General features: G+C 47.6%; 18 protein-coding genes. 10 read left to right on the top strand and 8 right to left on the bottom strand.

Annotation, left to right across the window (positions count from 1 at the left end; genetic code table 11):
* Both PCO85_05595 and PCO85_05590 read right to left on the bottom strand, forming a co-directional pair.
* The gene (locus PCO85_05595; GenBank protein ID WJV54901.1) at nt 1-2,205 is read right to left on the bottom strand and encodes a hypothetical protein; all 2,205 of its coding nucleotides are present in this window, start codon (nt 2,203-2,205) and stop codon (nt 1-3) included.
* Nucleotides 2,206-2,446: 241 nt separating this feature from the next.
* Nucleotides 2,447-2,953, bottom strand: coding sequence for a GNAT family N-acetyltransferase (locus PCO85_05590; protein WJV54900.1), 507 nt, complete (start codon nt 2,951-2,953; stop codon nt 2,447-2,449).
* A gap of 277 nt (nt 2,954-3,230) precedes the next feature.
* Here PCO85_05590 and PCO85_05585 point away from each other — a divergent pair, with 277 nt between their 5' ends.
* Nucleotides 3,231-3,851, top strand: coding sequence for a LysE family translocator (locus tag PCO85_05585; GenBank protein WJV54899.1), 621 nt, complete (start codon nt 3,231-3,233; stop codon nt 3,849-3,851).
* A 108-nt stretch (nt 3,852-3,959) separates the two neighbouring features.
* On the opposite strand, the gene PCO85_05580 is transcribed toward PCO85_05585, so the two are convergent.
* Nucleotides 3,960-7,583 (bottom strand): AAA domain-containing protein, encoded by a 3,624-nt coding sequence (locus tag PCO85_05580; GenBank protein WJV54898.1) that lies wholly within the window; start codon nt 7,581-7,583, stop codon nt 3,960-3,962.
* Nucleotides 7,584-7,926: 343 nt separating this feature from the next.
* On the opposite strand from PCO85_05580, the gene PCO85_05575 reads away from it, so the two are divergent.
* On the top strand, nt 7,927-9,447 hold the full coding sequence (locus PCO85_05575) for an ISNCY family transposase (GenBank protein ID WJV54897.1): 1,521 nt from the start codon (nt 7,927-7,929) through the stop codon (nt 9,445-9,447).
* 55 nt (nt 9,448-9,502) lie between these two features.
* On the opposite strand, the gene PCO85_05570 is transcribed toward PCO85_05575, so the two are convergent.
* Both PCO85_05570 and PCO85_05565 read right to left on the bottom strand, forming a co-directional pair.
* The gene (locus PCO85_05570) at nt 9,503-9,829 is read right to left on the bottom strand and encodes a hypothetical protein (GenBank protein WJV54896.1); all 327 of its coding nucleotides are present in this window, start codon (nt 9,827-9,829) and stop codon (nt 9,503-9,505) included.
* Nucleotides 9,829-10,752, bottom strand: a complete 924-nt coding sequence (locus PCO85_05565; protein WJV54895.1) for an integrase domain-containing protein — start codon at nt 10,750-10,752, stop codon at nt 9,829-9,831. The genes PCO85_05570 and PCO85_05565 overlap by 1 nt, the downstream gene beginning before the upstream one ends.
* Before the next feature lie 1,080 nt (nt 10,753-11,832).
* Between PCO85_05565 and PCO85_05560 the strand changes: the two genes are divergently transcribed.
* The 3 genes from PCO85_05560 to PCO85_05550 all read left to right on the top strand — a co-directional run bounded on the left by PCO85_05560 (nt 11,833) and on the right by PCO85_05550 (nt 13,825).
* Nucleotides 11,833-12,252 (top strand): hypothetical protein, encoded by a 420-nt coding sequence (locus PCO85_05560; GenBank protein WJV54894.1) that lies wholly within the window; start codon nt 11,833-11,835, stop codon nt 12,250-12,252.
* Between the two features lie 334 nt (nt 12,253-12,586).
* The gene (locus PCO85_05555; GenBank protein ID WJV56005.1) at nt 12,587-12,826 is read left to right on the top strand and encodes a hypothetical protein; all 240 of its coding nucleotides are present in this window, start codon (nt 12,587-12,589) and stop codon (nt 12,824-12,826) included.
* A 159-nt stretch (nt 12,827-12,985) separates the two neighbouring features.
* Nucleotides 12,986-13,825, top strand: coding sequence for a hypothetical protein (locus tag PCO85_05550; protein ID WJV54893.1), 840 nt, complete (start codon nt 12,986-12,988; stop codon nt 13,823-13,825).
* Between the two features lie 1,056 nt (nt 13,826-14,881).
* On the opposite strand, the gene PCO85_05545 is transcribed toward PCO85_05550, so the two are convergent.
* A complete protein-coding gene (locus PCO85_05545) occupies nt 14,882-15,193 on the bottom strand; it encodes a hypothetical protein (GenBank protein ID WJV54892.1) in 312 nt (103 codons plus the stop codon).
* Nucleotides 15,194-15,980: 787 nt separating this feature from the next.
* On the opposite strand from PCO85_05545, the gene PCO85_05540 reads away from it, so the two are divergent.
* On the top strand, nt 15,981-16,577 hold the full coding sequence (locus PCO85_05540; GenBank protein ID WJV54891.1) for a hypothetical protein: 597 nt from the start codon (nt 15,981-15,983) through the stop codon (nt 16,575-16,577).
* Nucleotides 16,578-16,722: 145 nt separating this feature from the next.
* Entirely contained in the window at nt 16,723-17,724 is a 1,002-nt protein-coding gene (locus tag PCO85_05535; protein ID WJV54890.1) for an Abi family protein, read from the top strand.
* Nucleotides 17,725-17,931: 207 nt separating this feature from the next.
* Here the strand turns inward: PCO85_05535 and PCO85_05530 are convergent, their stop codons facing one another.
* Nucleotides 17,932-18,372 (bottom strand): hypothetical protein, encoded by a 441-nt coding sequence (locus PCO85_05530; protein WJV54889.1) that lies wholly within the window; start codon nt 18,370-18,372, stop codon nt 17,932-17,934.
* Nucleotides 18,373-18,387: 15 nt separating this feature from the next.
* Nucleotides 18,388-18,858: a hypothetical protein gene (locus PCO85_05525; GenBank protein WJV54888.1), complete on the bottom strand. Its 471-nt coding sequence runs from the start codon at nt 18,856-18,858 to the stop codon at nt 18,388-18,390.
* Nucleotides 18,859-19,144: 286 nt separating this feature from the next.
* On the opposite strand from PCO85_05525, the gene PCO85_05520 reads away from it, so the two are divergent.
* From PCO85_05520 to PCO85_05510, 3 genes are all read left to right on the top strand, one after another.
* Nucleotides 19,145-19,312 (top strand): hypothetical protein, encoded by a 168-nt coding sequence (locus PCO85_05520; GenBank protein WJV54887.1) that lies wholly within the window; start codon nt 19,145-19,147, stop codon nt 19,310-19,312.
* Nucleotides 19,309-19,521 carry a hypothetical protein gene (locus PCO85_05515; GenBank protein ID WJV54886.1) on the top strand — a complete coding sequence of 71 codons (213 nt, stop codon included), beginning with the start codon at nt 19,309-19,311 and terminating at the stop codon, nt 19,519-19,521. Before PCO85_05520 ends, PCO85_05515 begins: the two co-directional genes overlap by 4 nt.
* A 280-nt stretch (nt 19,522-19,801) precedes the next feature.
* Nucleotides 19,802-20,068, top strand: a complete 267-nt coding sequence (locus tag PCO85_05510) for an S-(hydroxymethyl)glutathione dehydrogenase (GenBank protein WJV54885.1) — start codon at nt 19,802-19,804, stop codon at nt 20,066-20,068.
* Nucleotides 20,069-20,078 lie beyond the last annotated feature (10 nt).

Genomic DNA, 20,078 nt, shown 5'->3' with positions numbered 1-20,078 from the left:
TCACTCACCACGGCTGGTGATTAACACTTGCAGACCCGAAGCCGATGAACCCAGCTCAGTGCGCAGGTCGTCGATAAGGGCATTCACATCGGCAATCGCTTTCGCGAGCCGATCCTTGCGCATCAGCATTTCGTCCATGTGATAACGAGCACGTAACGTTTCGCTAATCCGCTTACGCGCCGCGTTCATCGTATCATCGAACTGATTGCGTAAATGCTCAATATGGTGGTCATGAACGCTGGCAAGCATGACGTGTGCCTGGGTGCTCGCTTTTTTCTCGAAGGTGCGCATTCGCGTTACCGCAGCCACGGTCACGTAGGCCGCCGCCACAACGGCGGTTACCGCAACGGCAGCAGGATGCATCATCACCGGTGCGGGGGGAAGGGGTGAACCCGTCGGGTCAATGGAAGGCTGATCCTGGCCAAAGAGCGCGCCGAGGATATCGGAATCGCCGTCGCTGACAACGTCAATCGCCAGCACCGCCGCCAGTGATTTTATTGCGGTCTTGCCAAGATCAACCCCTGCGTTGAGGGTTTGAACCCCTTCTGCCGCGACGTTACCTGCGGATATCTCGCCATCGTCCTGCTCAAGCGTGACGTAGGGCCGCAGCTCTTTGCAAATCTCAGGCATGGCGTACACAAGGCGGGTGTACTCCAGCGAGAGCACCGGGATCAATTCCACGCTTTTCCTGAACTGTTTATTCACCACTATGGTGTTTTGCGCATTCGACGTGTCGCCATGATTTAGCAACATTTTGATATTACTTATTTTTTCTGCATCCAGCTGTTCGTGTTGCACGGGCTGCCCGGCGCTATTCATATAGCCAAGTGCTACCAGCTTGTCCAGCTTCGGTGATGTAGGCAAGTTTGGGCGATCGTTGCCGTTTGGTATGGGCTTGAGTTTCGCCGCCGTCAATTGTTTCAGGCTGTTCACATAGTCGTCGAAGAAATCAGCTGATGCGTCCTGCCATGAATCCTGAACCAGTTTCTGCAATTTGCCTTTTGTCTCACTGGTGGTATCAAATGCATTCGATACCCAGTTGGCAAATCCCTCATGCTCCTTGACCAGCCTGCGGTCCATATTCGCCTTCGCCGCTTCAAAGGTTTTAGCGATGCACGTTTTCACCTTTTTGGTGTGCTCTTCCCGCAGTTCCTGCACTGCGCCGTCAAACACTTCCAGAGCTTCGGCCAGCACCTGGCTGCCATCGTCCTGGCCTCCTTTATCACTATGGTAATACAGACGTGACTGGGTGCGGATCATATTCATGACGCGCGGCAGATCCTTACTGACAATCCCAGTAAGGTGGGTTAACTGGAGATAACGGTTGGTTTGTCCGGAAAAGTTAAGGTCGTCAATGGCCCGGCGTAGGTGCGGCATCCATTCTGTTATGTATTCCGGATCGTCGGTGCCGGTTAAAATAATGTTGTTATCCGTATATTCGGTAGCGAGATTGAAGGTTTCAGCCGCGCTTTTTCTTAATTCAGCTTGCCGTTGCGGATTATGGCGATACGCTTCTGTCTTGGAGATGACAATATAAGGTTTACAATTCTTAAGCTCTTTTTCCAGCATATCTTTGACGATTTCGAGCTGCTGCTGGTTTGCCAGTCGCGTCTCGTCGGTCACGATGATACAACCGCCTGCCGCGATCATCGCCTGACGCATCAGTTCCTGCCATTCACGATTCTCACGCTCTTGTTTTTCATAGCCAGGCAGCAGTAACCAGGCCTGGTTATTGCGGGTAAAATAACGCTGCGGTACTTTCAATACCGGCAGTAAATCCCCGGCATCAGGATCGCAGACCGTGCGCTGAAACTCGTTGACGTCGACGCTGACATCCTCCAGCGTCAAATCATTTCCAGTTTCGACCAGGCGGCGGACATAACCCTGCGTCACTTTAGTCTCACGACTCTCGAGGATCAGTACCGGCATTTTCTCGCCGCGTCCTTCATTACTGCGTAACCAGCCGCTACTGTCATGATGCAGGTCATACAGGCTCGCCATCAGCGTCGTTTTACCCGCCCCTTGCGAGCCGCCTATCGCCACAATCCAGGTATCGGCGAGCACTTCAGCAAGCAGCAGTCGTCGCATGACCTCAAGTAATTTTTCATCAAGCGCCTCGCCGTCAAGTGCGGAACAGGCCCCACGTAAACGACGCAAAGCATTATTCAGCGCCTTGAGCTGGATTTCAGGTGATTCCATTGTCATTTGTTATCCTCAGCAGGTCTTAAAATTGCGAAACCTGATTTTATCAGGCTCTGTCGCGTTAGGCTCGCGAACATCGAGGCAAGTTTCGCGCATCCGGGGGGCGATTGGAAAACGGAAATTATCCTACGCTAAGCCTGTGTTTTTGAGCAGGCATGAGTTGACGGGCTGCTTTCTGCTTTGAGCGAGGCAGGCGTCCAGTTTGCAGCAAATATGACTTGAGAATATTTAGATGAGCAGGTTGTTACAAACCAGAATCTACCTCCCTTCTCATAAGGAATTCGTCATGAAATACACCATCAACACATAGTGCTTCTTTATCGATTGCCCATTCAACGAACCCATAAGAGCGGTAAAGTGATAATGCGACTTTGTTCGTCGTAACAACTGATAGTTTTATAGTTTTAACTGAACCAGCAGCTTCCAATGCCGCTGCCATTAAACCGGATGAAAGCCTTAAACCTCTCGCTTCTTCACGTACATACATTCCCCAGATAGTGGCGACATGGCTTAACTTTGCTGAAGATGTGCTGCTAACCCCAATCATGCCCTGCAGCAGGTTATCAGTATCGAATCCACCAAAAACATGATTGGTTCGTAACCTATCAGCAAAGAAATGATCTGGCTTCTGGCTCCAATCTTCATAAGATGCACCAAAGGCATCAGGATGAAGTCGCAAAGCTTCCAACCTTACTCTTCTAAAATTGCTAAGATCACTTTCGATTATTCGCCGTATCATAAACTCCTTCACTTTAACCTCCTTACTATCAGTTTTTTAAATGGTTAGAGTCAGCTATCTATTCGTATTTATCATAAAGCCCTTCATAGACATTGCCTAATAGCCTCTCAGCACAATTTTTATCCGTCCAAGTCGAAACACCATTTTAGCTAAGTCCGATCTTGGCACAGAGCGGTCGGCAAGATGTGCTCAATGACTGTTACGAGCGAGGACGTTTTAAAAAAGTGATATTTGATGGATTGATTGTATGGAACTAAATGATTAGCATCTGCTCTTTCGGACAAAGAAAATGACTGTTAACGATTCCCTCTTGGCATTCTCTCTCGCAGCACTGTTACTTACTCTTACTCCCGGCCTCGATACGGCACTTATTCTTCGCACCGCTTGTGCTGAGGGCGGCAAAAAAGCTTTTCAGGCTGCCCTTGGCATTGATGCTGGCTGCTTTATATGGGGCGCGCTGGTCGCGTTAGGTCTTGGTGCTCTGCTGGCGGTTTCAGAGATGGCTTACACTGTGCTAAAAGTTTGTGGAGCTGCCTACCTGAGCTGGCTGGGCTTACAACTGCTGATACGCCCCCGATCGTCTTTCAGTAACAGCGATGGGAGCAACGGTTCTCAGGGGAACTGGTTTATCAGAGGAATGCTTGGGAATGTGCTCAATCCCAAAATGGGTATTTTCTATGTCTCTTTTTTGCCTCAGTTTATACCTACCGCCCACTCTCCTTTAATATGGACTTTTGTCCTTGTTAGCATACACGTAACAATTGGGACTATGTGGTCAGTCACACTCATTTTATCCACGCATTTTGCGTCAGCTATATTGAAGAAAAGTAGCGTTGTCAAAGTCATGGACAGAGCAACAGGGGGCTTGTTTTTATGCTTCGCGGCTAAACTGGCTGTAAGCACGAGATAGCTTTGGGTAGGTTATTTCTGTCCGCTGGCACATAACGGCCGGTCTTTTACTAAGGTAAGTTTAAGACTAGCCGCGTGCGCCCTCAAGAATGAGGGCCGCCTCGGATTGTCAGGCTGATTGCGCCAATTGCCGCTGCAGAACCTGCAGGCTAGTTCCTGCCCCCGCCCATGCAGCAGCCGAGCCGACCACATATAGGTTTTGCTTGGCGCGTGAGATGGCTACATTGATAATGTTTGGCGGGCTTGCCGCCCACTGGCGCGCCCTTTGCTGGCTAGCTTTCGGCGCACCTAGCAACAGGATGACTGTGTCCGCCTCTCGGCCCTGGAACGTGTGGATCGTGCCTACACGGTCACGACTCCACTCATCCCACTTTACTCCCAGCGCCCGCAGCAGATCAGTCTCACTGTCGAGACGCCGATGCATGTTCTGCTCTACGATCTTGAATGGTGTGATGATAAAGACGTCCGGATTTGTAATGCCCGATGCGGCCAGCTCTTTGAGCATTCGTACAACCGTGTCACCCTCGTCGGGGCACCACTTCGTCTCAGCATTGCCATTGACGTCGATCCAGCGAGATCGCCCCAACGCTGAGCCGATTGATCCTGGTCTTTTAGGCCCGACAGCATGGACCATCTGCCCGGCATAGGCGATGGCGTTAGAGACATCGAACATTGGGTTCTGGCAGCGCCTATGAACGAGGAGTGGCAGCCCGACCTCTCGATCACCTATGTCCGTTACAAAGGTGGATTTGAAGCGCGATGCCTGATCCGCAAGGGTCTGCGTAGATGCAGCGGGGGCAGACCATTCGCTCTGTTCAATGTCGAAGAACTTGCAGATTTCGGCATTCAGCTTCTCGGGAAGTGAAACCACAGGTGGAATCTGCAACGGGTCACCCACCACGATGGTGCGTTTTGCCCGCATGATCGCTCCAACTGCCGCCTGGGGAACGGCCTGGCCCGCTTCATCGACCAGAAGCCAGCCAATACTCTCTGGTGGCAGATCCCCGAACATCGTCCGTACTGAGGCAAACGTCGTGGACACAGTCGGCACCACCATAAAAAGGCTCGACCAAAGATCGGGGAGAAGTTCACGGTGAGCGGGGGACTGGAATGCACCAGCCACCATGCCCGACATCAATAGCCCAAGGTTGTGTTGCAAGCGGCTGGCCGAAGCATCGATGAACGTTTTATGCACCGACAGGGCGGCGGCGAAGAGATCCTCACGCAGGCGATGAACCTCATCGGGAAGCCATGGCGCAGTCAGGTGGATAGCATCGTGCTTGCGTTCGAAGAAAATTTCGTCAACGACTCTGTCGCCCATGCGGTTTCGTGCCTGTGCCTCGGTTGCCTTCAATTCCGAGACAGCCTGACATCTGCTGGAGATTTCATGGTCGAGTTGCTGTAACTGGGACTGAGCATTGTTCCACTCAGTCCTTGCAAGTTTCAGTGCGTCGTCCGTACCCCGCGCCCGTAAAACTGATTGCTGCAAGGTCGCCGAGAGCTTCTGCAGTGTCGATCTCCACGATTTCCAGGTCGCAGTCCCGAACAAGCGGGAGAAGAAACCTGGACGGCCAGCAAGATGGCTATCGAGCAAGGTCTTGTCCTGCTCGCTCTGCGACTTTGCCTTCTCCTGCTCCTGATGGCAGGATTCAGCAATCTGGTGTGCCTGTTCGACGGCTTCATTCAGGCTCGGACGACACTGTTTCAGTCTTTGAAGTTCGGTGGTAGCTCCCTTGAGCGCCTGGATATCCCGGCGCATCCCTTCGATGCTGGCAATTTCGGCGTCTACCGTCTCCTTGAGTTTAAGGAATGCGGTTCGCGCTTTCCGCCAAGCCGCAGCAGCGTCCGCTTCGTTGGTACTGGGCCGCTCATTGACGACCACGCTGGGCATCACGCGATCGATGATTACGCCAGTTCGTACGTCCTTGATCTCACGCATGACGTTTATGCCGCGAGCTGCTTTCAGGTAGGTAAGGAAACCGCCGTCCTCATTCCACCAGAAACCTTGCTGGAACGCGCCTCTGTTGCTGCTCTTGCCGAGTGCAGCGGCGATCAATCCCCAGGTTTCGACAGGATCGGAGAGAGTGTCGCCCTCGGCTTCGAAATAGCCAGCTCGTTTAGGGTTCGCGATCAGGTCGCTGATGGACCGGAAGTAGGCGATCTGTTCATGGCGACCATTGGCTTCCTTGAGGGGAAGTTCTTTGCTGACGTTTTCGACCGCTTTGTTATTGGAGGACGCTACGACGATCTCATGGCCCTTCAAGGATGCATGTAACCTGTAGAAGTGCAGGAAGGCATTGGATCCGAATGCCAGCTTCTCGCCTGTTGTGGAAAAGGCATCCTGCGGTTTGTTGAAGCCGGACATCGCCGTGGCCCGATCGAGAATGCAACCAACGACGATATCCCGGAGAAGAGTGGTTTTTCCGGTTCCCGGCGGCCCATTGACGCCGATGATTCCCGGAGCATCAATCAGCTCAGCACGCGCTGCATTCACGGCGGCCTGTTGAAGCAACACTAATGGATGACCGCCTTGCGAAGGCCAACGAGCCTGCGGCATGAGCGACGGTGCGACGAACGGTTCGACTGCGGAAATGGGCGACAGCACGTCGATTTTCTGGTCAGGCCTGCCAATTCCCATGTAGCGCCGCAAACCGGTTCCGGCCTTGCCCGTTTCGATCAATTTGGCTGCTTCACCGAGATCTTCAAGGTAGAAGGAATTTAGTAAAGAAAGCTCAGGCGGCGCCTTGGCCTTGAAATGATGAAACACCTTAATCGCGAATGTGGGTGGTTCAACCAAATGCACGGGCACACCGAACCGCGACACAAGCCATTTATAAGCGTCAAGAACGATATCCAAATCGATCGGTATGGGTTCTCCATCCTCGTTGTGGCGACGAACCATTCGGTCCAGATGCTCGATAATGCGCGGCTCAACATTCGGCCAATTCCCTAAGCTCCCAAGCTTCAGATCGAGAGCAGGCTTGAGCGCCCAGGCAAAACTGGAAACGGCGACGCCTTTGTCCTCAAGCACATAGCCTTCCTTGTCGATCAGGATCGAGCCGATGGCCGCTTTCTTGCCGTCCGGGCGTGAACATTCCTCATCCTCGCCAAAAACTTTGACTAGTTCGTCCGTCGCCTTGTCGAGAGCGATGGCGCCGAGGACGACCTCGAAATAAAGCCTATGGTTGGGCTTGCTGCGGGCATTTGGTCCCCATGGGACGCCTCGCTCCAATAGAGCAACCCTGGAGCGGTCGCCAGTTGCCATATCCTCTGGGCGCTTATAACCTTGAGGCGACAGTGCTTCGATGGCTGTCCATGCTGCCAGTATCGCGCGCGCATCATTTGCCTTAACTGGCGGAGAGAAATACGTAAGCGGACCGAGGTCGATCTGGTCCTTGCCGAATTGCTGTTGCATTACAGGATCTGGAGTAGCCTTCGGTCGCAGTTGCACAACCGTTGCAGGCTTATCGCGGGGCACAACTTGGGGAGATTGTGTGGGCGCCGAACCAAGATTACTTGCTGATGGACTGGAACCCGACATGGAGGCCACTCTGCGACTGCTAAGTTCGGTTAGGGCTTGCTCGATTTTAGTCGTCAGCGTCCGCGCCCTGGCAGTGTTGCGAAAGGTCAGCTCGCTCAACAGCTGTTCAAGTTCACTAACATTGTTGCGAGACTGTTCGAAGATTGCTTCCAGATCGAAGATTGATTTTTGCGCATACTGCCGTGTCTTCATTTATTTCTGCGGCTCCATATCCCATCAGTTGATAGATTTTATGCTAATTAGCTTGACTTCTAAAACTGTTAACTTCCGCTCCTGGCACGAAGCGGTCAGGTTGAAGGACCGTAAGGTCTGCGATGAGCTAAAAGCTGTCTGTCAGATTGGGTAGGGATCTAAGCCACAAAAGTGTCAGCTCAAATCTGCGCTAATACACATAAATTTGTGAACACCAAGCGATTTTGTCGTACTTTAATTACCACGCGATTCTGTCGTAGTCGCTAATTACCAAGGGAAATTGACGGTTATCTTTAACCGTGTTCTTTGAATGTTTTGTTTGTGCATTTGAGGAACGCTAAGGATGATTGTGTTGAATTCCAAAGCTCAATTGACAGTTGATGTCATCGCGAAAGTGGCTGAGCGTAAAATTACGATAGCCAATGCCGCTAAGCTCCTCAATAAATCCAGACGTACTATTGAACGTTATTTACAGCGTTACCGAAGCCAAGGACTACAGTTTGTTGTTCATGGTAATTCCGGCAGCGAGCCTGTTAATAAAACGCCAGATAGGCTTAAGCAGCAAGTTCAGTCGCTAATCCGCGAGAAATACTATGATCTGAACCTGTTGCACCTTGCCGAGATGCTTGAGACTCATGAACATATTGTTGTTAAGCGCGAGACACTGCGTAAATGGGCACATGATATCCATCATGTAAAACGGGCGAAGCGCAGGCGTAGCCGTGTTCACAAACGCAGAGAGCGAATGGAAGCGCCAGGGTTAATGCTGCAAATGGACGGCAGCACACATCGCTGGTTCGGTGATAGGAAGTCGTGTTTAATCGCCATGATTGATGATGCTAACAGCGATATTCATGCTGAGTTCTTTCCGTCAGAAACGACTGAAGGATGTATGAAAGTAATGCGCTCAGTCGTTGAGAAATACGGTGTATTTAAAACCCTGTATGTTGATCGTGCCGGAATATTCGGTGGCCCTAAACGCTGCAATTTCTCCCAGATGCAGCGGGCCTGTGAGGAATTAGGGATTGAGATCATCTTCGCTAGTTCTCCTCAGGGTAAAGGTAGGATTGAACGCGCCTTCGATACCCTGCAAGACAGGTTGATACCGGAGTTACGACTCAACAAAATTACTGACATGACGGGCGCAAATAGCTACCTCCAACACGTCTTCATCCCCCAGTTCTGGCGTAAAAACCTGGTTGTAAAATCAAGAGCATCAGACACCGAATATACACCTGTACCACGCTACACCAATCTTGATGATATCTGCATCACCAAGGTCTACCGGAAAATACGCAACGACCATACGTTTAGCTACGGCGGAAAATTCTACTTCATCGACTCACCGCTTAAGCACTCAATCGCAAACCAGAAAATTGAAATTCGCACAGGTAAAAATAAGCGGTTTGAAGCTTACTTCGCTGGACGACAGCTACAGGTAACAGAAGTCACTGAGCCTGAAAAAGTGTCCTCGGAAGACAATGAGATCCAGAAGAAGCTAGAAGTATTAGCACTGGCTGACAGGCTTGGAAATGTGGCAGAAGCTTCCCGACTTAGTGGCGTTTCCCGCGATACGATTTACCGCCATCGTAAGCTGATTAAACAAGGTGGAATTGAATCGTTAAAACGTCAGGAAACGCCGGATCTTCATCACAAAAACCGTACTGACAGAGCTATTGAGGAAGTCGTCATCGAATTCTCCCTGGCTAACCCACACCTGGGTCAATCAAAGGTATCACGGCTGCTCAAATCCGAAAGAAACGTCGATATACACGCTAGCGGCGTTCGAAATATCTGGCTGAGGGAAAACATGAATACTACTGCGTTACGGCTGGCAAAGCTTGCCGAAGCGCGGCAACATTGATAGTGTGATTACGTCAAAATCGCCTGGTACTTATACCGTCAGTATCCCTTGGTAATCACACTAATACACATAAATTAATACACATAAATTTGTTACACATAAATTCATCTGAAGATAGACCTCTACTCCCAATCACATTTCTTTTAAATGAACCCTCATCGACATCAACATGGTAAATAAAACTATCAGCAATACTGAATTGATGCTCCCGCCAGTTTGCATCTAAAACAATGGCCGAGGATATCCGTGTCGTCAGTCCAGAATAGTCGGGCATATTAACATCACCATCGTAAATATAACGCCAGAATACCCACCCAACACCCAGCATCTTTTCTGGTAATACGCCGAATAAGATTAATGTCGAGATTAATAGAATTAACATCAGTCCCCCTCAGCAACATCATTTCGATAATAAACCTGTTTAATATAGCGCCCACGGCCATCACCGTGACCTAAATCCATTGAAACCAGTGCCAGGACTTCGCTATCGTTAAAACCATTATCTTTGTGATATTTTGAAAGTTCGCGGGCAAAATTATAGCGCATGCTATGTGGTGCTTTCTCACCATTCAAACCAGCTTTACGAAGAAAATATCGATACCGGTTAATTGCCTGATGAATGCCTGGCTTGTCAATAAATTTACCATTGCGCTCTCGGGCTTCTTTTTCTGCATACAAAATTGCCCTTCGGGCTTCATTGCGATCAATGATTGTTGTATCACGGGGACGGCCACCTTTCGTACCAAACACAACACGAATGGATTTATCACCACGTTCAACGGCCTGTTTCCAGGTTGATAATGATTTGCAGGCCTCAACCGACTCTTTCGTTCTTAATCCAAAAACATAGGCCAGTCTCATCGTGGCAGCCACACCGCGATCCTGTTTTTCAATTTCATTAAAGGCTTTTAAAAACTCATCTTGTGTTAACGCCGTTTTCGTTCCATCACGATTTACACCTGAAATACCGAGCGATTTATTATTCAGTCGTTCATTTTTAGGGTCTGCCAACCGGTGTTTCCCCGCAGCACTGAAGATCCCCCTTAATACTGACATTTCATTCTGCAGAGTGCGATTGCTCAGATTTAAACTCTTTCGGTATTCAATATAACTCTCTACGTAACGCACTTTTAACGCGTCAACGCTGCGTAACTTGATACCTGTATTGTTAAGGTGTTCAAGAAAGTAACGCCCAATACGCTGACGATCTGCAATAGTCGCGTATCCCCCTGCCCCGGCTCTGGCAAGCGAAATGAACGCTTTCCTGAAACACTCAATCTTGGAACGGGTACTTTTCTGCTTCATTCTTCTCCCCTGCGCAACATTCAGACAAAGCCTTTCTGCCGTGAACCACGCATAAGTGGCACCTGGCAGAAAGACTCACAACGATGACCAATACGTTGGTCAGACGTCCATGCGTGTCGGTTAGTTTGCCATCCTGGCCGTCAGATACTGTGTAGCATGGCGAGGCTGTGTTGAGTTGTTGCAGGAGCCCGTTAAGCACTCTGTGCGACGGTTTTTATGCTCCCCGTTCACCCGGTTTCGGTGAACGCCTCAGTACCTGGACGATGTCCTCCTTTTTCATGTAGTCAGGACTTAAAAAAGTCATTAGTTGAAGTTTCAAGTTTTGCGGACGTCCGTGAAAACGGACGCAAAACGGATACGTAATTACGGAGCGATTTGGTGATTCTCGTGAAAAACACTTAAAATCTCTTTCAAAGCCGCGTATTACGTGATGTTGACGTTGTCCGCCTTGCGGCGTCACTTGGTACTCGTTTCACTCGAACGCAAGTGACGCCGCGCTCCTCTGCTCTCAATGCGTACGTGGAAGATGCCAAATTTTCAAATTGGCATATCCACGGTCTGCAAAGTTTGCAACCGGAAGCTGACGTCAAAGCATCAAATCGAAACGAGTAAAACATTCGCAGAATGTATCTGCGATAGAAGATTCTGCATAAAGCAGATCGTAGTGAAGTGAACCTTCATCGCTGTTGCGATCCTCGTTTTCAAAGGTTAAACGAGGGTACCGCCCGAAGGCGCCACCTCTCAGGTTAAGGTGGCATTGGCATGTGATCACCCGAAGGCGTCCCTCTCAGACCGCTGGGACATTGGCGTGTTGCGCGAGGCAACGTTACAACAAACGTGATGGTAGATCAGCTTTACGTTATCTTCAATAGATTAAACATGAAGTTCATAATTGCCCATTTTCCGGGAGAGTGGCTTTTTTCGAAAGCATTCTCTCGGAGAATCTAAACTGTTGTTGCAAGTTTAAAATGTCACCTGTCTGTGCAATATTGAAATGTCACTTTTGTGTATTTAATCAATGTTCTTCAGTAGCTCAATTCTGTATTATGAAGGGCTTATCGGTTTACCAAGGGAAGATAAATGGCTGATATTGCATCTATTACAGCAGGCTTAAACGCTGTCAAGCTGGCCTTTAATATCGCAAAAGACCTGAAAGAAGCTACCGCAGCATTTAATGAAGCAGAGTTTCGCTTAAAACTTAGTGAATTATATTTGAATCTGAGTGATGCCAGGATCAACCTGGCTGAAGCACAGCAAGAAATAAACACTCTCCAGGCAGAGATTACGTCTCTCAAGACTCAACTGAACACCGTGGATGAATTAGTATTCAGGGACGGATTTTACTACCGGGTAACGCCAGTATACGGGAAACCAAATGACCCATTTTGCCCTAAATGTTATGAGGGTACTCCTAAGAAATTGTCTTCTGTCATGGTCGCGACAGGAATACACTCTCATTTTGGCCATCAGTATTGCCACGCTTGCCAGAGTCACTTCTGATATAAAGGGGCTGGCTAACGTTTCAGGCTGGCTCTGAACTCTTCCGGGTTTACCAGCACCGGATTGATAGCCGCAGTTGCTCCTCAATTCTGGCCTGAGCCCGGCATTTCGGCATACATTAATGTCATAGAGTTAATAGGGATTGTGCGCGGGAACTGCCAGAAATTTCCGTCCTATATAGGCTATAGCCTCCGCAATAAGAACTTATTTCAGTTGATTTCTCGTACAGAAATGCAATCTTCTTAGGATTATTCTTAAGGGGTTAACTTGAATGCTTCAGACTACACGCTTATTCCTGTTATCAGCTTTACTTATACCTTTCCTTTTTAGCAATATGTCCACAGCAAAGGGTACGGTATCCGACGCACAGGTAAAACAGGCCATTATTGATGAATCAATATTGGCATACCCTGGAACGTGTGCATGCCCCTTTAACAGTGCCAGAAATGGCAGCTCCTGTGGCGGTCGCAGTGCATGGAGTAGAGCGGGTGGATACTCACCGATCTGTTACAAAAAAGAAGTCACGAAAGAAATGGTTAAACAGTGGCGGGATTCGCACCCAAATAATAGCTGATAGCTCTGTTTGCATGTTCATGCCGCCCGTTAAGAAAGTGTCCAATATATGGGGTTCACTTCATTGCTGGGCGGTTTTTTCGTTCACGTACAAAGACTACCTTGAGGATCGTTAAATCTCAAGACAATCATGCATCGTGGGCATACAGAGGAGCTGAGCATGCTTACACTGATCATCTTTTTGATATTATTAATTTCTGCATGTGTTTTTTGCTTTGATCCACCAAGAAGGGGATACGATAGAAATGAGATAATCCCCTACAAAATGAAATTATCAATTAATAAGTACCGGCTTTACATATACTCATCTGGAAAAATAAGACAATACCTCTTGCTCTTATTTATTTTATCTCTGTACTATTCAATAGCAGAGCCGTTTAAATCTGAGTTAATAAAGAACCTATCCTACTCATTGATGGCTGCGTTCATTTTTGACACTGGACTTAACTTTAACAAAGAAAACATCACCAAGGGTGTAATATCCCAACGATGGCACAATGATTTATATTCAGCATTTGAGAGAATAAAGGCAATAAATAAAATACTTTGCCCAAAAAACTACGCAATAAACAACAAAGACCTATCGATAGCTATTACAGCATCACTCTTCAAAGATAATGATAACTCATTCGCAAAGCGCGACTTGAGCTTGATGTGGGATTTATCTTCTGAAAAATACCTATCCTACAAAGAGATCGTTATAAAGAAAGGCGATAAACTTTACTCAGCCTCTCTAATATTTATAAATGATGATTATAAATTCCTACTGAATTTCAGTATGGATAAAGAAGTCTTCACTTCCTTCCCCTCCATAATGAAACCCTCTCTTAAAGTTTTTAGAGTGTTATCAAATTTAGTAAACTCAATAAAAGATCCATCGAGATTTAGCTTAACAATAGAGTCACTGGAAAAGGAATTATTTGATTATCTAGTGTTAAGGGAAGAATTATTTAATGACATTGAAGAAGTAATGGGCAGCTATGTTCAGAGGGCTCCATAGGCCAGGATAGCCCTCATTATTTACCATAACACCCTACGTTGCACGGCCTTGTTTTCTTAGAACGGCTTAAGTGTAAGTCGGGTCTGCCAGCGGGGTGTTTAATACCGTATACCCCAGCAGGGTTAAGAAATCATGCAAGAACGTCTTGACCATCAATTGTTTTCCTATCGTGTTTTACTAGGCACGATGCCGTGTTTGCTGCTTCACATGGGACCCTCGAAGAGAACCAAGTCCGCCTCCGTGCTTTCTTTGTCAGCCAGGTCTAGGCGCAATGCTCTGCCTGGCCACGGAAACAACGACGCTCAGCCTGGCCTCATTATTTCCCCGCCGGATAGTTATTTTTTCATCACACGCGCACGAAGGTTCAGCGCCACGTTATCTCCACATGCAATTACCGACGGACCACCGCCTCGCTTCCGACTTTTACTATAGGCAGATCTTCGGAAGTGTACCAGTCAAAAACGGGCCGTTTTGCCCCCGCCCCCCCCTCCGTCCGGGCATTACGTAGGCGGTGATACTACATCTAGTGGCTAAATTCAGTTTATAAACCACTGCATGTAGTAATTGGTGCCAAACTCAGTAAACCACTTCAATCTCCGAGAGCAATGGATTGCTGAAACAATCCGCAGTCCCCATGTCAGATGAGCGGGATAGAATCGTTAGTGAATGGCTCAAAGAACATCCTAGAAAGGGACTCACTGCACCTTGGGCAGCAGAAAAATCGCGAGATAGTGATTGAGCTATTGATCAAATTTGTGGCCGCGATGGCAGGTTATCGATTGAGCAAGTACGAGCGATACGCGAACTTGCCAAAGAATATTCAGCCGAGGAAATTTTCGTTCGTATTGGTGCAAAGGACATTGCTCAGGTTAATCGTATACTTGAAGGCAAAACATATTCACGGAAGAGGATGGTAATGAGTCTGTCATCAAGCAAAAATACTTAGCGTACGTTTCCGTACGGTTGGGCACAGACCCCTCTTACGGCACTCCCTTATTAAAAATGGACTGCTGCCGGGGCAGACCAGAAGCATCACGGGCCTAAAGCTGGCAGATGTTAACAAAACAAACAGATGAGACTGAGATTAAAAATTTGCGATGCGTCGACAAGTTCCGCCAAAATTTCTCTCGGATAGTCAGCCTGCGGATCGACAACGACCTGCCAGGCCTCCTCGCGTAGCTGCCAGCAATTCAACTGCTCATCCCATTCGGCTAGAACCCGCTCATTCTGATCGGTCACGCCGTAATACATCCCCTCGCCATACGCCTGACAATCCACCGCGAAGATCCACAGACGCAGATGCCCGAGTCGGCGAAGTAAATTAAAAATGGAGTTCAAATCGCGGATATTGATACTTACATTAGACATAATTGATTTCCTTATCATGTTTTCAATATTAATCACCTTTAGTTAAAGTCACGCAAAGAACAATCCATTGTTTTGTCCGTGACAGGTAGTCAGCATACAGTTACCCACCGAAATTACCGATGCCGACATTATAACCATATGTATATTATAGCATATTTTTAAAAATCGTTTCATTTTTAATCTATTTATTCTCCAGACCCGGTAACACCAGTTTTCGGATCTACATGCGAAGAAAGGAGAACTATCCCATTCGGCTAGAACCCGCTCATTCTGATCGATCACGCCGTAATACATCCCCTCGCCATACGCCTGACAATCCACCGCGAAGATCCACAGACGCAGATGCCCGAGTCGGCGAAGTAAATTAAAAATGGAGTTCAAATCGCGGATATTGATACTTACATTAGACATAATTGATTTCCTTATCATATTTTCAATATTAATCACCTTTAGTTAAAGTCATGCAAAGAACAATCCATTGTTTTGTCCGTTACAGGTAGTCAGCATACAGTTACCCGCCGCAATTACCGATGCCGACATTATAACCATATGTATATTATAGCATATTTTTAAAAATCGTTTCATTTTTAATCTATTTATTCTCCAGATCCGGGAGTTGGGGTTTTCGGATCTCCGCAAAATGAAGAGAGTTACGCAAGTAATCATAACTTATTGCGTGCATCAAATTTCTCTTTAAAAATGCACTTATAAACTATTGCATCAAATGTGTTCTTGTGTAATTATTATGTCTGTTTGCAGTCAATTTTTTATTAAAAGGGTGCAGGTAATGAAAGATGCCAAATCAAAAGACCTCTCTGAGTTGTTTAACACCATTACAGTGCGTAATGTTCGTACTGATGTGGATGAAGCTATCACGCGGCAGGCTAAAGCCGCCGGCAAATCAAAGAGTGATTTTGTGCAGGAGCTGCTGACTGCCACGTTTGGCGATCTGATTGGCAACTTTGTCCGGACCAGTGAACTGGTAAAACTCATGGATAAAGAAGTGGAAAAGCTGACCGGTGCCAGACTTAATGAACACTGGTTTCAATGGCAGCTGCCGGTTGAAAACCAGCAGTACTGCCGGATTTTAGGGATCAGCTCAGAGGAACAACTGCAGCAGATATTAATGGACGGAATGGCCAGAGAGCTGCTCACGCTGCGGGCGGAGGTATACCGGAATGCAGATGTGATCCCACATGGAATTTCCCTGTATTTCGCCCTGTTCACCGAAGCCGCGAGGCGTGGAACGCCACCGCTGCTGAGGGAATTTCACCGGACCCTTTTCTGGTGGATCAGTGAAAAGCAGTTCTTTGATGAAATTAACACGATGAGAAAGGCTATGCGGTTTGAGCCTCTGCAGGCTGAAAACGATCCACTGATCTGAAACGAGAAAAGCCACCCCGAGGGATGGCTTTTCCAGTACTAACTTTAACGCACGGGTCCGAAGAAATCCGCGCCTTGATGGGGTAAATCTACCAGTAACTGGTACGCCCGTCAACCTGACCCTCAGTTTAGCCCGGGAGGGCTGTATGCAGCTGGAAGACTATATCTCGGCCGGGCGGCTGAACATTTACACTGACGTGCTGAAGCTGAAACCTGGTGAAGAACTGGGCGGGTATAACTGGAACAAAGCCGTTTCCGCAGCCATGCAACCGCTGATGCACTGCCTTGAGGTGACGCTCCGTAATGCCATCGATTACAGCATTCGTCATGACCCAATGCTCGGAGCAACCGGACTCTGGCGTACCGATGCCAACTGGATATTTGATTTACCCCGCTACATCGGTGACAAGACCTGGATACGCCAGAACAAGCGTTACAAAATGGATGATCACGGCCGCAAGCTCATCCGTAACGACAAACCGGTTTATGACCGGACGGCCTGGGAGGAAGATTGTATCCGTAAGGTGTCAAAACGTATCCGTGCTGCGGGCAAGGATCCAACGGCAGAGCGAGTGATTTCCGGGCTGGATTTTGGTTTCTGGACAAACTTTCTGACGAAAAACTACGATGAACCGAGGAATCGTTCGCTACTCTGGCCCCAGCTGCTACCGTTGGTGTTCCCCGGTGCACCGGCCGGTACACGCCGCCATGTGCTGGAAAAGAAATTTACCCGTGTACGTGATTTGCGTAACCGCCTGGCTCACCATGAAGCGGTCTGGAAATTCCAGGAGGAAGATCCGATCTCCGGTGCGCCGGATTACAACCGCCCGGTATATGGTCTTCAGGCGTCGCTGCAGCTGTTGCGTCGGGCATGGAAAGATATGCTGGAGGCTCTGAACTGGCTCAGTCCTGCAAGGCATGCTGCGTTTCTGGCTGAAGGTCATCACCTACGTTTCGAGGCACTGGCCACGCACGACGGTTTGCTGAGTTTTATCGGACGCGCGCAGTTGATGTTCGACCTGAACGTGTATCGCAGTAAAGAGGTCAGAAAATTATTGAGGGGGATCGGTCAGCAAAAAATCATCCGCCTGACCAGCGGTACCCGGATCATTGCCATCATCGGCCCCGATTTTATCCGGACCATCTGACCAGTCCCCTCCCTTGCGGAAGGGGACTCTTCACAAAACTGTGAAGACTGAACGGCCTCCGGGTTCACGTACCATCTTCAGCAAGACGTGAGACAGTCCCACTTTCTTTCCGCATAGCCTGACATGCAACGCTGACGCAAAGCGTTATTATCGTTTCGCCATCATTCACACGCGTCGAGTACGTTACTCCCTGAAGATTAAGTCTCACTAAACCGATTGGCGAAGCACAAAGTTTTCAGCCTTTCTCCACAGATCACGGGCATCTGGCACGAAGAATGGGACATTGTGCGTTCCGCCGCCAGAGCCGTGGGCTGATACCCAAGTAGTTGCTTCTGGCCTACTACCAAAAGCGGCGCCTGCCTCAACGAGTTTATGAATCCCCTGAGGATCTTCTCCGATAGTGAAAGCATGTCTTAAGCTTGGGTGATTATTAAAATATTCAATATTATCAATCGGTAATACTGCAACAAGTAACGTGTAGTGACTACATTCCGAGTGGCTACACGGAAAACTGACCCAGAAATCGGGAGACCAGTCACCAACGCATGCAGGATTCACATGCCAATCCCAGCCAGCAAGGTCAAAAAATGCTGCCCAGCGTGCTTCCAGCGCAGTTTTGAACTGTAGCCCTTTGTAAATTGCACCCATTATTGAGGCTCCTGTTTATCGTAGTAGTTGATAGTCGCGCATCCAATGAACCGTAAGTTGCTTATTAATTGCCGGTACATCATCCAACATAGCCAGAAAGTAGAAATGAGGTGATCCAGACCGCTTTAGTACTTGATAACGATGGGTTCCATCTCCGAAATGAAATCCACCATATTCGTGCACACATAACCAGACAGATGAAATAGGCCATCCTTTTGCGATATGAAGTATTGCCTTCCCTAGTTTCGGGTTGGTAAGTTCCACCCAGAGACTGGAATCCGTCAGTCGAAAGTAGGGATGAAGAAGAGGGTCAAAATCAGCAAAAGAGGCTTTCCCCAGGACCATAGACGCGATATCTACTTGTACACAGTCGGCAGGCTGTAATACCCCTGGATCAGGTAGGCCAATCGTATGTTTGCGCCCCGAAACAGACAAATCCCAGTTAATTTCTGTCTGTCCTGCCGTTGGCCATTTTTCCGGAGACAACCCCTGTCAACGCCACGATCTTTGAGCGTTACCGTCTTATATCACTGGCGCTAACAAAACCAACAGGGAAGAAATCTCAGCGTTCACTGAACGGTGACGATATGCTTGATGCGTTGAAGCCATTACAGTCACGCTCTGACGAAATTTTCGGTAAAAGAAAATAGCTTCAATGATATGATACACAAAGGAATACCTCGGGAAGCTGGGGTAAAGTGCGGGTGTCACAGAACCCCGCATCGCTTCACGGTGTCATGCATAAATTTTAGATCTTCCTAAAGGACAAATTATGAACACAGACAAAAACGGACAACTGAACCAAAATAAGAAACATGAAGGTTTTGCTCAGGATGGGCTGGATACATCTAAAGCCAAAAGATTATTAGAAACAGTACAAAAGTCATCGAATGAACAAAACAGCCAACAAAAAAATAGGAATAAAGGTGATAGTAAATGAATGAAGAAAAACTTAGTCACCTAAAAAATAGCCTCAAAATAATAATAGGAATAAGTAGTTGGCAACCTGCTGACATACAGCTTGAAAAAATACACGTCGCACTCATAGCATCATCCAAAACATTAGATGCAAGAAAAATATCAAAAATCGTACACAGCATTTATGACAAACCAATAGAATTACTTATTCTTAAAGGCTTAAAGGCTTAAAGGCTTAAAGGCTTAAAGGCTTAAAGGCTTAAAGGCTTAAAGGCTTAAATACAGCCTTTGCTATGACTGCACTTCTAAAAATACAAGAGCTCGAAAGTGAGTTAAAAAAAAGAAAAACGACATCATGAAAAAATAGCCAGTCTAAAAATGAAATGAATCCACGTTGGTATCAAGAAATATCTTCGAATGATGGCTTAGACACTTCAAAAACCAAACGATTATTAGAAGAAGCACAGATAAAACCGACAGTTACAGATAATAAAAAGAAGGATAGTAAATAATGCACTTATCATTCAATATCTCCCTATTCAAAAAGGCTATTGAAGAAGAACTTAATATAGTTGAATGGCACCCAACAACAGAACAACTTGAGAGGATGAGAAGTGAACTTTTAGAGTTAAATGGAAGTGAATATATTTTTGAAGTTGATAAAATTATTTCAAGTATATACGGAAAGCCTATAAAACGGATGATTTTCAATGGGTTGGACACATCAAAAGCCAGTTCGCTTCTTGCAAAAATCAATGCTCTTCCGAACGGAAAATAAAAGAGAACCA

It is taken from the genome of Prodigiosinella aquatilis, assembly GCA_030388725.1.
GTDB classification, from domain to species: Bacteria; Pseudomonadota; Gammaproteobacteria; order Enterobacterales; family Enterobacteriaceae; genus Prodigiosinella; species Prodigiosinella aquatilis.
Note: the sequence above shows the minus strand (reverse complement) of the source record. Positions and strands in the feature narration are given on the sequence as shown.